Origin of the sequence: Streptomyces sp. NPDC002886 (assembly GCF_042888445.1) — a bacterium.
Classification (GTDB): Bacteria; Actinomycetota; Actinomycetes; order Streptomycetales; family Streptomycetaceae; genus Streptomyces.
The window spans coordinates 1,139,194-1,152,959 of record NZ_JBIAPV010000001.1; the positions used below are offsets into that span (position 1 = coordinate 1,139,194).

At 71.6% G+C, this 13,766-nt stretch carries 10 protein-coding genes; 5 read left to right on the plus strand and 5 right to left on the minus strand.

Going from position 1 to position 13,766, the window contains the following annotated elements:
• Nucleotides 1-600: 600 nt before the first annotated feature.
• Entirely contained in the window at nt 601-825 is a 225-nt protein-coding gene (locus ACFYYB_RS05160; protein ID WP_389433261.1) for a hypothetical protein, read from the minus strand.
• 163 nt (nt 826-988) lie between these two features.
• Between ACFYYB_RS05160 and ACFYYB_RS05165 the strand changes: the two genes are divergently transcribed.
• The 3 genes from ACFYYB_RS05165 to ACFYYB_RS05175 all read left to right on the plus strand — a co-directional run bounded on the left by ACFYYB_RS05165 (nt 989) and on the right by ACFYYB_RS05175 (nt 8,333).
• Nucleotides 989-3,199, plus strand: coding sequence for a discoidin domain-containing protein (locus ACFYYB_RS05165; protein WP_389433262.1), 2,211 nt, complete (start codon nt 989-991; stop codon nt 3,197-3,199).
• 232 nt (nt 3,200-3,431) lie between these two features.
• Nucleotides 3,432-5,606: a discoidin domain-containing protein gene (locus ACFYYB_RS05170; protein ID WP_389433263.1), complete on the plus strand. Its 2,175-nt coding sequence runs from the start codon at nt 3,432-3,434 to the stop codon at nt 5,604-5,606.
• A gap of 291 nt (nt 5,607-5,897) precedes the next feature.
• Nucleotides 5,898-8,333, plus strand: coding sequence for a glycoside hydrolase family 3 C-terminal domain-containing protein (locus ACFYYB_RS05175; protein ID WP_389433470.1), 2,436 nt, complete (start codon nt 5,898-5,900; stop codon nt 8,331-8,333).
• Between the two features lie 96 nt (nt 8,334-8,429).
• On the opposite strand, the gene ACFYYB_RS05180 is transcribed toward ACFYYB_RS05175, so the two are convergent.
• Nucleotides 8,430-8,612 carry a hypothetical protein gene (locus ACFYYB_RS05180; protein WP_389433264.1) on the minus strand — a complete coding sequence of 61 codons (183 nt, stop codon included), beginning with the start codon at nt 8,610-8,612 and terminating at the stop codon, nt 8,430-8,432.
• Nucleotides 8,593-8,955, minus strand: coding sequence for a hypothetical protein (locus ACFYYB_RS05185; RefSeq protein WP_389433265.1), 363 nt, complete (start codon nt 8,953-8,955; stop codon nt 8,593-8,595). The genes ACFYYB_RS05180 and ACFYYB_RS05185 overlap by 20 nt, the downstream gene beginning before the upstream one ends.
• A gap of 287 nt (nt 8,956-9,242) precedes the next feature.
• Here ACFYYB_RS05185 and ACFYYB_RS05190 point away from each other — a divergent pair, with 287 nt between their 5' ends.
• Both ACFYYB_RS05190 and ACFYYB_RS05195 read left to right on the plus strand, forming a co-directional pair.
• Entirely contained in the window at nt 9,243-9,566 is a 324-nt protein-coding gene (locus ACFYYB_RS05190; RefSeq protein ID WP_389433266.1) for a plasmid stabilization protein, read from the plus strand.
• A gap of 252 nt (nt 9,567-9,818) precedes the next feature.
• Nucleotides 9,819-11,105: an ABC transporter substrate-binding protein gene (locus ACFYYB_RS05195; protein ID WP_389433267.1), complete on the plus strand. Its 1,287-nt coding sequence runs from the start codon at nt 9,819-9,821 to the stop codon at nt 11,103-11,105.
• Nucleotides 11,106-11,257: 152 nt separating this feature from the next.
• On the opposite strand, the gene aroC is transcribed toward ACFYYB_RS05195, so the two are convergent.
• Nucleotides 11,258-12,442, minus strand: coding sequence for a chorismate synthase (gene aroC, locus ACFYYB_RS05200; RefSeq protein WP_389433268.1), 1,185 nt, complete (start codon nt 12,440-12,442; stop codon nt 11,258-11,260).
• Complete coding sequence (locus ACFYYB_RS05205) at nt 12,439-13,692, minus strand: MFS transporter (RefSeq protein WP_389433269.1); 1,254 nt, start codon at nt 13,690-13,692, stop codon at nt 12,439-12,441. Before ACFYYB_RS05205 ends, aroC begins: the two co-directional genes overlap by 4 nt.
• Nucleotides 13,693-13,766 lie beyond the last annotated feature (74 nt).

A 13,766-nucleotide genomic window follows, 5' to 3' on the forward strand; every position in this document is an offset into this window, starting at 1 on the left:
TAGGCCCGCACGCCCGCAGGCCCCGCACGCCCCGCAGGGCCGCAAGCCTCGTAGGGCCACACGCCCCGCAGGCCGCACACCTCGTAGGCCTCGCAGGGCCGCAGGCCCGTAGGCCGTCCCCACCCACCCAGAACGCCCACCGAGAACGCCCGGCCGGTACGCCCAGCCGGGCGTCCGGGCGTCCCGGCGTCCCGGCGTACGCCCCTCCGCCCCCCCCTCCCCGGCGATCGCCTCCAGCGACGCGCACGACGGCGAGTGCGGCCGGTGGCCGGATTCCCGGCACTTCGGCCAGCGAAGGATGCCCCATCAGCCGCAGGCGTCCCAGGCGCCCCCTGCGCGGCGGATGAAGTATCCGGAGCGCCTCCTGTCATATGCCTACCGGCCCGCATGTTCCGGTGCTTATGGTGTGGCTCCGGACCATCCCGGGCCCAGCGCCCTCCCGGCTCCCCACGGGAGGGCTGCCGTGCGCCCGCGTGCGGGCGGGCGCCCCGACCCGGCCCGGCCACGACGCACGCACGCGGCTCCCCGCCCGGCGCCACGGCGAGCGCGACTCCCCGCCCCTGCCGCGCCCCAGAGCGGCCGCGCGGCCCCCCGTCACCCTTAGCCCTCCGGCGGGTCTCCCCAGACCTCCGGCCCTCCGCCACGCCATACGACCGGCGGCCAGTCCTCCTCGTCGAGCCATCCGGCCCGCCGCAGGAACTCGACCACGTCGGACATTCCGTGGGCCACGCCGAGCACCGAATCGGCGCCCCCGACGTGTGCGGTCACCCGCCGGCCACCGGCGGGGACGACGGGGTGAACGGTGACCTGCGTCTGGTCGGCCATGCCTCCCAGCATCCGCCGCTCGCGGCCCACGCGCCCGCCCTCCCCCACCTCTGCACTTAATGAAAGACGAAAGAAAAGGCGTCAAGCTCCTTGACCGGTCGATCGTGTTACGGGCAAGGTCTGGAGAGCGCTCTCCCGTTTCATGTTCGTTAAAGGAGCACCGATGCCTGCTACCGGCATACCTGTCGACGCGTCGCCCCGCAGACGACGCCCCGTCTCCCCCCGGAGGGGGATCGCCGGGGCGGTCACGACCGCCCTCTTCGGCAGCCTGCTCGCGCTGGCACCCTCGTCCCCCGCCGCCTCGGCCGAGCCGGCCCCCGTGTCCCAGGGCAAGACGGTCACCGCCTCCAGCCAGGAGCACTACGGCACCCCCGCGGCCGACGCCGTGGACGGGAACAACGGCTCGCGCTGGTCGAGCGCCGCCTCCGACGCCCAGTGGCTGCAGGTGGACCTCGGGGCGGCGACCGAGCTGAGCAAGGTCGTCTTGCAGTGGGAGGCCGCCTACGCCAAGGCCTACCGGATCGAGCTGTCCGTCAACGGCACCGACTGGTCCACCGCATACTCCACGACCACCGGCGCCGGCGGCACCGAAACCGTGAACATCACCGGGACCGCCCGCTACGTCCGCATGCAGGGCGTCACCCGGGCCACCGGCTACGGCTACTCGCTCTGGGAGTTCAAGGTGTTCGGCAGCTCCGGTGGCGACGGCGGCGGCCCGACCCTCCCGGGCGGCGGCGACCTGGGACCGAACGTACACATCGTCGACCCCTCCACGCCCGGCATCCAGGCCAAGCTGGACCAGGTCTTCCAGGAGCAGGAGTCGGCGCAGTTCGGCAGCGGCCGCCACGCCTTCCTCCTCAAGCCGGGCACGTACAACAACATCAACGCCCAGATCGGCTTCTACACCCAGATCGCCGGCCTCGGCCTGCGCCCGGGCGACACCACCATCAACGGTGACGTGACGGTCGACGCGGGCTGGTTCAACGGCAACGCGACCCAGAACTTCTGGCGCGGTGCGGAGGGCCTGACCGTCAACCCGGTCAGCGGCACCAACCGGTGGGCGGTGTCCCAGGCATCCAGCTTCCGCCGCATGCACGTCAAGGGCGCGCTCAACCTGGCCCCGAACGGCTACGGCTGGGCCAGCGGCGGCTACATCGCCGACTCCAAAGTCGACGGTCAGGTCGGCAACTACTCGCAGCAGCAGTGGTACACCCGCGACAGCACCATCGGCGGCTGGTCCAACAGCGTGTGGAACCAGACCTTCTCCGGCGTCGAGGGCGCTCCGGCCACCGGGTTCCCGGAGCCCCGCTACACCACGCTCGACACCACGCCCGTCTCCCGCGAGAAGCCCTACCTCTACGTCGACGGCACCGAGTACAAGGTGTTCGCGCCGGCCAAGCGCACCAACGCCCGTGGCACCACCTGGGCCAACGGCACCCCGCAGGGCGAGTCCGTCCCGCTCAGCCAGTTCTATGTGGTCAAGCCCGGCGCCACCGCCGCCACGATCAACCGGGCGCTGGCCCAGGGCCTGAACCTGCTGTTCACGCCCGGCGTCTACCACGTTGATCAGACCATCAACGTGAACCGCGCGAACACCATCGTGCTCGGCCTCGGCCTCGCCACGATCATCCCGGACAACGGGGTGACCGCGATGAAGGTCGCCGACGTGGACGGCGTCCGTCTCGCCGGCTTCCTGATCGATGCCGGACCGGTCAACTCTCCGACCCTGCTGGAACTCGGACCGCAGAACTCCTCCGCCGACCACGCCGCCAACCCCACCACCGTGCAGGACGTGTACGTCCGCGTCGGCGGGGCGGGCGCGGGCAAGGCCACCACCAGCGTCGTCGTCAACAGCGACGACGCCATCATCGACCACACCTGGGTGTGGCGCGCCGACCACGGCGAGGGCGTGGGCTGGGAGACCAACCGCGCCGACTACGGGGTCCGGGTGAACGGTGACGACGTCCTGGCCACGGGCCTGTTCGTCGAGCACTTCAACAAGTACGACGTGGAGTGGTACGGCGAGCGCGGAAAGACGGTCTTCTACCAGAACGAGAAGGCCTACGACGCCCCCAACCAGGCCGCCATCCAGAACGGCGCCACCAAGGGCTACGCCGCCTACCGGGTGGACGACTCGGTGACCACCCACGAAGCGTGGGGCCTGGGCAGCTACTGCAACTACAACGTGGACCCGAACATCCGCCAGGACCACGGCTTCAAGGCCCCCGTCAAGCCGGGCGTCAAGTTCCACAGCCTCCTGACGGTGTCGCTCGGCGGCAACGGCCACTACGAGCACGTCATCAACGACACCGGTGCGTCCACGGTCCCGGCCGGCACCTCGACCGTCCCCTCGACGGTGGTCTCGTACCCCTAGCCGTCCCGCTTCCCGCTCCCCGCTTCCCCTCCCCTCCGGTTCCGCCCACCCGACGGAACCGGCCGACAACACCCCGGGCCCGGTTTCCGCCCTGCCGCCGCGGCCCGGGGGCACCACCGCCCGACCGTCTCCGCCGACCCGCCGGAGGCGCGCTCGACTCCCCTGGGCCGGGTGAACCGATCTCCGCGCCCCGGCCCAGGGGCATTCCCCCTCATTGACACCAGGAGCCGCAATGTTCCCCCCTCCCACCATCAGGACCAGTCCACGCCGCACGCGCGGCGCGGCCGCCCTCGTCAGCCTGGGCGCGCTGCTCGCGTCCTCGCTCACCCTGGTCGGCGCCCCCACCGCGGTCGCGGCGGAAACCCTGCTCTCCCAGGGCAAGCCGGCCACCGCCTCCTCCCAGGAGGGCGAGGGCTATTCCGCGGCCGCGGCGTTCGACGGGAACCTCACCGGCACCCGCTGGGCCAGCCAGTGGCGCGACGCCGAATGGATCCAGGTCGACCTCGGCGCGAGCCGCAGCCTCAGCCGGGTCGTCCTCACGTGGGAGGGCGCGTTCGGCAAGAACTACGAGATCCAGGTCTCGGACGACGGGACGAACTGGCGCACCGCCAAGTCCGTCACCGGCAGCGACGGCGGCACCGACGAGATCGCCATCTCCGGCAGTGGACGCTACGTACGGATGAACGGCCTGGTCCGTTCCGGCGGTTACGGCTACTCCCTCTGGGAGTTCCAGGTCTACGGCACCACCTCGGTGGAGCCCCCGGCCCAGGGCGCCGTGCGCGTGGCCGGTTCCCAGGGCAACTGGCAGCTGACCGTCGGCGGGCAGCCGTACACGGTCAAGGGCCTCACCTGGGGCCCGTCCTTCGCGGACGCCCCGAAGTACATGCCCGACGTGAAGTCCATGGGCGTCAACACCATCCGCACCTGGGGCACGGACGCGTCGAGCAAGCCCCTGCTCGACACGGCAGCGGCGAACGGCGTCCGGGTCATCAACGGCTTCTGGCTGCAGCCCGGCGGCGGCCCCGGCTCGGGCGGCTGCGTCAACTACGTCACGGACGCCGCGTACAAGAGCAACATGCTGACCGAGTTCGCGAAGTGGGTGGACACCTACAAGTCGCACCCGGCCACGCTGATGTGGAACGTCGGCAACGAGTCCGTCCTCGGCCTGCAGAACTGCTACAGCGGCACCGAACTGGAAGCGCAGCGCAACGCGTACACGACCTTCGTGAACGACGTCGCCAAGAAGATCCACTCCATCGACCCGGATCACCCGGTCACCTCGACCGACGCCTGGACCGGCGCGTGGCCGTACTACAAGCGCAAATCCCCGGACCTCGACCTGTACTCGATGAACTCCTACGGAGACATCTGTGGGGTGAAGCAGGACTGGGTGAACGGCGGTTACAACAAGCCCTACATCATCACCGAGACGGGCCCGGCCGGCGAATGGGAGGTGCCGAACGACGCGAACGGCATCCCCGACCAGAAGACCGACGTCCAGACCGCCGAGGGATACACCACGGCCTGGAACTGCATCACCGGTCACCAGGGCGTGGCGCTGGGCGCCACGATGTTCCACTACGGCATCGAGCACGACTTCGGCGGCATCTGGTTCAACCTGCTGCCCGACGGGCTCAAGAGGCTCTCGTACTACGCGGTGAAGAAGGCGTACACCGGGTCGACGGCGGGCGACAACACGCCGCCGGTCATCAGCAACATGGTCGTCGACAAGGCTTCCAACGCCCCGGCCGGCGGTGAGTTCACCGTCCGCGCCAACATCACCGACCCGCAGAACGACCCCCTGACGTACAAGGTCTTCCTCAGCGGCAACTACGCGAACGGCGACAAGCGCCTGGTCGAGGCGCAGTGGCGCTCCACGGGCAACGGGACCTTCGCGGTCACCGCTCCCGAGAAGCTCGGCGTCTGGAAGGTGTACATCCAGGCCGAGGACGGCCGCGGCAACGCGGGCATCGAGACCAAGTCCGTCAAGGTGGTCGCCCCGCCCGTGAGCGGCACGAACCTCGCCCTCAACAAGCCCACCACCGCCTCCTCCTCGCAGGCCTCCTACGGCGACTGCCCCTGCCCCGCCGCCAACGCCACCGACGGCAACACCGTCACCCGCTGGGCCAGCGACTGGAGCGATCCCCAGTGGATCAGCGTCGACCTCGGAGCCTCCAAGGCGATCCGCACCCTGCAGCTCGTCTGGGACCCCGCCTACGCCAAGTCCTACGAGGTGCAGCTCTCGGACGACGGCACCAACTGGCGCACCGTCCACACCACCACGACCGGCAACGGTGACATCGACACGATCACCGTGTCGGCGAACGCCCGCCACGTGCGACTGAACCTGACCGCACGCGGCACCGGATGGGGTTACTCCCTCCACGAGTTCGGCGTCTACAGCTGACCCGCTGACGGCGCGGTACTGAACGCGGAGTACCGGCTGCCCTGACCCGGCCGGCCCTCCGTACGGGCCCGGCCCTCCCCGCCTGAACAACGGGGAGGGCCGGGTCTTCTTCCTTTTGCCGGGATGGGGACCCGGGGGTACTTGACGGTGCACGCCGTATGCACCAAAGCTTGGAGAGCGCTCTCCCACAGGTGGGGAGCGCATCACGCGAATGGGGTGGGGATGGGGATGGCCGAGGACGGGGCGGGGATGAGCGGGGACGGGGTGGGGATGAGCGGGGACGGGGTGGGGATGAGCGAGGACACGCTCGATCGACTACTGGAGAAGCTCGATCTGGTGCAGAAGGTGCGGCTGCTGTCGGGGGCCACGACCTGGCGCACGGCCGGCGAACAGGCCGTCGGTCTGCGCGAGATGGTGACGTCCGACGGCCCCGCCGGGGTGCGGGGAGAGGCCTGGGACGAGCGGCTCACCTCCGCGCTGCTGCCCTCGGCGTCCGCGATCGGCGCACTGTGGGACGAGGACCTGGTCGAGGAGCTGGGGGGCCTGCTCGCCTCGGAGGCGGTCCGCAAGGGCGTGGACGTGGTCCTGGCGCCCACGCTCAACCTGCACCGCACTCCGCTGGGCGGCCGGCACTTCGAGTGCTTCTCGGAGGATCCCGTCCTGACGGGCCGTACGGGCGCGGCGCTGATCCGGGGCATCCAGGCGGCGGGGGTGGCGGCCACGGCCAAGCACTACGTGGCCAACGACTCCGAGACCGGCCGCATGCACGTGGACGTACGGGTTTCCGAGCGGGTGCTGCGCGAGGTGTACCTGGCTCCCTTCGAGGCGGCCGTAGAGGCGGGCGTCTGGCTCGTGATGGCCGGCTACAACGGCGTGAACGGCGCGACCATGACCGCCAGTCCGCTGCTCGCGCAGCCCCTCAAGGGCGACTGGGGCTTCGACGGGGTGGTGGTCTCCGACTGGGGCGCCCTGCGGTCGACCCGGGAACCGGCCCTCGCCGCGCTCGACCTGGCGATGCCGGGACCGCAGGGGCCGTGGGAAGCCTCCCTCGTCCGGGCCGTGCGGGACGGCCAGGTCCCCGAGGAGGCCGTGGACGAGAAGGTGCGGCGCCTGCTGCGGCTGGCCGGACGCGTGGGGGCGCTCGAGCCGGACCGGCACCCTCGCACCGCGGCTTTCGGGCCGGATTACACGCGGACGCTGCTGCGCCGCACCGCGGCCGCCGGATGCGTACTGCTGACCAACCGCGAGGTGCTCCCGCTCGACCCGGCGTCGCTGAGGAAGGTCGTCGTCATCGGCGTGCACGCCGCCTCCCCGCGGGTGCAGGGCGGAGGCAGCGCGGGGGTCTTCCCCTCGCGGGTGGTCACTCCCCTGGACGGGATCCGCGCCCGGCTGGACGGCCTGGCCCAGGTCGTGCACGTGCCGGGCCCGGGACTGGGCGTTCCCCCGGCGCCCCTCGGCGCCGACTGGTGCGCCGACCCGCGGTCGGGCGAGCCGGGCGTACTGCTGCGCGTCCTGGACGAGGCGGGTCGCGAACTCCACGTGGAACACCGGCTGTCCGGCACCCAGTTGGAGCCGCCCGTGGGTCCTGAGGCACGGACCGTGGAGATCAGCGCGCTCCTGCGACCGCCGACGACCGGCGAATGGACCTTCGGCATCGCCGGGTTCGGCCGCATGAGCCTCACCCTCGGCGAACGGACCCTGCTGGACGACGCGTTCCCGTGCACCACCGACGACCCGGCCATCGTCCACGTGAACCCGCCCCTGCACACGGTGCGGGCGACCCTGGACACGACGCGGCCCGTCCTTCTGACGGCCCGGCGCGAACTGGTCCCCGGAGCCGGGCGCGCCACGATCGTCGCGGCGGCGCCGCCGGAGCCCGAGGCGGCGGCCGCGCTCGCCGAAGCGGTTCGGGCGGCAGGCGACGCGGACGCCGTCATCGTGGTCGTCGGCACCACGGAACACACCGAGACCGAGGGCCACGACCGCGGCGACCTCTCCCTGGGCGGCCACCAGGACGCGCTGGTCCGCGCCGTGGCGGCCGTCAACCGGCGCACGATCGCCGTGGTCAACAGCGGCGGCCCGGTCGAACTGCCCTGGCGCGATGAGGTGGGCGCCGCCCTCCTCACCTGGTTCCCCGGACAGGAGGCCGGAACCGGGCTCGCCGACCTCCTCTTCGGGGACGCCGAGCCGGCCGGCCGCCTCCCCACCACCTGGGCGGCCGCCCTGACCGACGCACCCGTCACCCGGACACAGCCGGACGAAGGCAGGCTCGCGTACGAGGAAGGGGTGCACATCGGCCACCGGGCCTGGCTGCTCGCCGGCCGGGAGCCCGCCTACTGGTTCGGCCACGGCCTGGGCTACACCACCTGGGAGTACGGGACGGTCCGGGCCCCGGACGTGGTCTCGGAAGGGTCCCCCTTCACGGTCCGTGTGCCGGTGCGCAACTCGGGCACCCGGCCCGGCCGCGAGGTCGTGCAGGTGTACCTGGCCCGCCCGGACTCCACCGTCGAGCGGCCCGTCCGCTGGTTCGCCGGCTACGCCGCGGTCCACGCGGAACCCGGCACCTCGGCGACCGCCGTCGTGGAAATCCCGCCGCGGGCCCTACGGCACTGGTCCCCGACCGAGGGCGCCTGGCGCACGGAACCCGGGACCTACGACATCTTGGTCGGCCGCTCGGCCGGCGACGCGGCATGGAGCGCGGCGGTGGAGATCCAGGAAGCCGGGTGACCCCCGGCGCTGCCGGTGGCGGCCCCCAGGGGCTGCCACCGCGGTCGGCGGCATGACGCTCGGCCTTCTCGGCCTTCCAGTACCGCGGGAGGGACCTCAGTTCTGGAGAAGCGTTCTCAGCACCTCTGCGACGGCCGCCGCGGTGTCCCGGTTCGCGGGCTCGACAGGACCACCGATGCCATGGCCGAAGGAGCCGATGTGGACGTTGCTCACGGTTCCGATCAGGCCACCGATGACCTTCTGGCCGAAGTTCAGATCGTCACCACTGCTCTTGCCCACGGTGCGACGGGCCGCTCCCGCCCGAGTCCTGTTCGGAGTCGGCGTGGGCCTCGCGGGCTGTCAGCTGGCCTTGGAAGAACGCGTCCGTATCGGGCGAGTACGGGCCGCGGTGGTCGAAGAGCAGCTCCGTGATGCGCCGCCATTCCGCGACGGTGGCGCGGGTCGCGGCGTCGGCGTCCTCCAGATCGCCCCCGGCCGCCTCGGTGGCGGTCGCCTCCGCGGCTTCGAGCGCCAGCTCGGCGTCGTGGTGGGTCAGGCCGGTGGCCCGCGCCCGTACCTCGGCGCGAGCCGCACGCTCCGCGTCGGAGGGGGTGTGCGGCTCGTTCGCGGCGTCCTCGGTCATCCTGGTTCTGCCTCTCTTCCTGCTTCGCGGGCGGGGCTCGTCCGTAGGCACCCGGTCACAGTCCGCGATGGCGGCCCGTGGACCCTGGCGTTGCGCCCATGATCTCCGGCTACCCCCGGACCCGGCTCACATCCGCCGCCCAGGATCCCGTTTCCCCCGCCAGGCCCCTCCTGCCGCCGTCCGGCTGACCCTCTCCGCCGCGTGTGCGTCGCGCCGATGTGGGCAGGCGCGGGGCGGGTCCGGCGGATCCGCCGGCGGGCCGGCACCCGACGAGCCGAGGAGCGGTCATGCCTCGTGGTTCAAGCCCCAAGCGGGAACGGCAGTACGAGCACATCAAGGAGAGCGCCGAGCGGCGCGGCGAGAGCACGAAGCGGGCCAAGGAGATCGCGGCCCGCACGGTCAACAAGGAACGAGCCCGTTCCGGCGAGTCCAAGACCGCCAGCCGCTCCTCGATCGAGGACATGTCCTCATCGAAGCGAGGCGGTCAGCACTCCCACAGCGGCGCTCGGGGCCCCACGAAGGCGCAGCTGTACAACGAGGCGAAGCAGCGCAACATCGAGGGCCGATCCACGATGGACAAGGCCCAGCTCAAGCGCGCCCTCGGGCACTGACCACCAGCAGGAATCCGCGGCTCCCTGGGGATCACCCGCGCAGGGACAGTTCTCGTAGCTCTCATGGGGGATGCGCAGGCGCCCGGTTTCCGGCAGAACAGTAGGCCGGAAGGTTCGTTTTGGTGACAACTGATCACCATGTGACGGGATTTGGCGCGGCCACGGTGCGGACTCGTTCATGCAGAACCCTGTGAAGGCGGCGTGAAAGTGGTGTAGACCTACGCCCTGCAAAGGCGCGAAGAAGGGTGTGTCATGAGGGTGAAGCGTCGTGGACTGTGGGCTTCCGGAGCCGGCTGTCTCGCAGTGGTGGTACTGGCCGGCTGCGGGATGGCGGACGATCCGGGATCCGCGAAGGTGGTGCTGCGCGTCGTGGCCGCCGATTACGGTGACAGCCCCGCCAACTCCTCCGAGCCGTACTGGAAGGAGCTGGCGTACAGCTTCCAACAGGCGCATCCCGGCGTACGGGTGGAGGTGAGCGTCCTGTCCTGGAACGACGTGGACGCGAAGGTCGCCGAAATGGTCCAGGCGGGCCACGCGCCCGACATCGCGCAGATAGGCGCCTACGCCGACTACGCCGCGGCCGGAAAGCTGTACGCGGCCGACGAACTCCTCTCGGTGCGCACGGAGGCCGACCTGCTGACGCCGCTCGCGCAAGCGGGCAAGATCCGCAGCGACCAGTACGGTCTGCCGTTCGTCGCCTCGACCCGGCTGATGTTCTACAACACGAAACTCCTGGAGGACGCGGGTGTCATCACCAAGGGCACGTCGTGGCAGCCCCGGAGCTGGGACGACCTGACCGCGGCGGCGAAGAAGCTCAAGAAGGACGGGGTGCGTACGCCGATCGCGCTGCCCCTGGGTCCGGAGGAGGCACAGGCCGAGGCGATGCAGTGGATGCTCGCCGGCGGTGGCGGCATGACGAACGACTCCGAGAGCTACGTCATCGACTCGTCCGCGAACGTGAAGACGTTCGAGTTCCTGCGGGACGACCTGGTCGGTGCCGGGCTGACCGGACCGGACGAACCGGGAAGGCTTGACCGCCAGAAGGCCTTCGACGCCTTCACCCGCGGGGAGGTCGGGATCCTCAACGGCCACCCCACCCTGGTGAAGCAGGCGACCGCGAAGGGCATCAAGCTCGGGATGATCGCCCTGCCCACCGCGGATTCCTCCGAGCCGCAGGCCATGGGCGTCGCCGACTGGGTCATGGCCTTCAAGAACGGGCACCCGAAGGAAGCCGGCCAGTTCCTCGACTTCCTGTACGAGGAGAAGAACGTCACGGCCTTCATCACGAAGTACGGGCTGCTGCCGGTGACGACTTCCGGCTACCGGCGGATGCTCGACTCCGACGATCCCGGGACCGCACCGCTCAAGGTGTTCCTGCGCGCGCTGCCGTCCTCACGCCTGTACCCGGTGGGCAAGAAGTCCTGGGCCGTGGTGAACGCCGACTTCAAGAAGAACATCGGTGCGGCGGTTCGACAGGATGGACGGCCGGCCAAGGTGCTCGCCGACATCGCCCAGGGAGCCCGGAAGGCGGGCGGCTAGAGGCCCGCACGCCCACGGCTGTGCGGGCGGGCGGGCGCTGGTCTGCGCGTAGGGGCCCCACACGGCCGCAGCCCGGGCCGTTTCCGGCCCGGGCTGCGGGTCCTGCGGCGTAGTGGGCCGACGTACGAGCGGGCGTACGGGGCCGCCGCGGGTTACCTGACGACCAGGGCGTCCAGGTAGGACCGCAGGTTACGGCGGGTCTCCGGCACGCTGTCGCCGCCGAACTTCTCCGCGACGGCGTCGGCCAGCACGAGCGCGACCATGGCCTCGGCCACGATGCCGGCGGCCGGGACCGCGCAGACGTCCGAGCGCTGGTGGTGCGCGGCCGCGGCCCCGCCCGTGGCCACGTCGACGGTGGCCAGCGCACGCGGCACGGTCGCGATGGGCTTCATCGCGGCCCGTACGCGCAGCACCTCGCCCGTGGTCAGGCCGCCTTCGGTGCCGCCCGCGCGGCCGGAGGTGCGGCGGATGCCGTCCGGCGTCCGCACGATCTCGTCGTGGGCCCGTGACCCCGGGACCCGCGCGAGGTCGAATCCGTCGCCGACCTCGACGCCCTTGATGGCCTGGATGCCCATGAGCGCGGCGGCCAGGCGGGCGTCCAGACGGCGGTCCCAGTGGACGTGCGAGCCCAGGCCGACCGGTACTCCGTACGCCAGGACCTCCACCACACCGCCCAGGGTGTCCCCGTCCCGGTGGGCCCGGTCGATCTCGGCGACCATCGCCTTCGAGGCGTCCGCGTCGAGGCAGCGCACCGGGTCCTCGTCCAGCCGGTCCACGTCCGCGGGGATCGGGTACGAGCCGTACGGGGCCTTGGCGGCGGCGAGCTCGACCACGTGCGAGACGATCTCGATGCCGGCCGTCTCCTTGAGGTACGACCTCGCCACCGCTCCCAGTGCCACCCGGGCCGCCGTCTCCCGGGCGCTGGCGCGCTCCAGGACCGGGCGGGCCTCGGCGAAGCCGTACTTCTGCATGCCGGCCAGATCGGCGTGCCCGGGGCGGGGCCGGGTCAGCGGGGCGTTGCGGGCCAGGTCCGCGAGGATCCGCGGCTCCACCGGGTCGGCGGACATGACCTGCTCCCACTTGGGCCACTCGGTGTTGCCCACCATGACCGCGACGGGCGAACCCATCGTCAGGCCGTGCCGGACACCGCCGAGGAAGGTGACCTCGTCGCGTTCGAACTTCATCCGCGCACCGCGCCCGTGGCCGAGCCGCCGCCGGGCCAGGTGGCCGGCCACGGCCTCGGTGGTGATCGGGACGCCGGCGGGCAGGCCCTCCAGGGTCGCCACGAGTGCCGGTCCGTGGGACTCCCCCGCGGTGAGCCAGCGCAGCCTGCTCAACTGACGGCCTCCTCGCGCACGGCCCGCGGCTGCGCGTCCCGTTCGGGACGGCGGCGCAGCTCGGCGGCCGCGCTGACCAGGGTGAGCAGCACGGTGATCCCCACGCCTCCGAGGATGGCGACCACGGGGGTCGAGCCCGACAGGACGGTCGCGGCCACGGACGCGGTGATGGTGTAGCCGACGCCCTGGACGGCGTACTGGATGGAGTAGCCGGCGGTGTGGGCGTGCTCCGGAAGGCGCTGGCGCAGGCTCATGCTGCGGGTCACCATGACGCCCGCCTGGAAGACGCCGGCCGCGAGGAAGGCGACGGCGATGCCGACGAGGCTGGTGAACACCGCGGACAGCGCCACGCAGACCGAGGTGATCAGCAGGAAGACCAGGCTCTGGCCGCGCACCGTGCCCGGCCAGGTCCGCAGGCCGTAGAGGAACGCGCCGGCCGCGCTGGTCAGGGAGAACAGGGCGAGCAGGGCGCCGGCCCAGTTGACGGTGAGGTGCCGGTACTCCAGGAGCGGGGTGAGGGCCAGTTCCGCGGTGGCGAGCATGGACATCGCGCCGGCGCTCGTGAGGTAGATCGGCCAGGCGGAGGCGAGCACCCGTCCCCGGCCGGCGGCCTTGGCCTGCTTGCCGTCCGCGCCCTGACCGGAGTCCTGACCGGCGTCCTGCCGCGCGGCCTCGTCCTGGGGCCGGTACGTCGGGAGCAGGAAGAGGATGACCGCGGCCGCGAGGAACCCGACCGCTCCCAGTGCCATGGGAGCGCTCGGCGAGAGGTTCACCGCGAGGACGACGACGAGCGCGGGTGCCCCGCCCCAGGTGATCTGGGTCAGTACCGTCTCGGCGCTCAGCGCACGGGACTCGTCCGCCTTGTCCACCAGTGCGATCAGCATCGAGCGCATTCCGCCGGGCCCCGCGGCCGGCGCCGCGCCCGCGACGAAGGCCAGCGCGGCCGTCACCACCACCGAGGTCTCCGGGAACAGGGCGAGCCCGGCGAAGGCGGCGGCGCCGACCACCATCCCGGCGGCCAGGTGGACGTGGAGCCGCTTGGGGCGCATCCAGGCCCCGAGCACCACCGATCCCAGCACCTCGCCGAGGACGTAGGCGGCGGCCAGTGTCGCCCCCAGCGCGTAGCCGCCGTCCGTGTCGCGGACGAGGAACACCAGGCCCAGGGGGGCGACGGCGATGGGCAGCCTGCCCACGAAGGCGGCGGCCATCCACAGCAGGACGTTCCCCGTGAGGATCTTCCGGTAACTCATGGTCCTTCTTCTCTTCCGCTTCTTTGCTGCAGGAGATCGCCGTTGCAGGGGATCCTCGTTGCAGGGGATCGTCG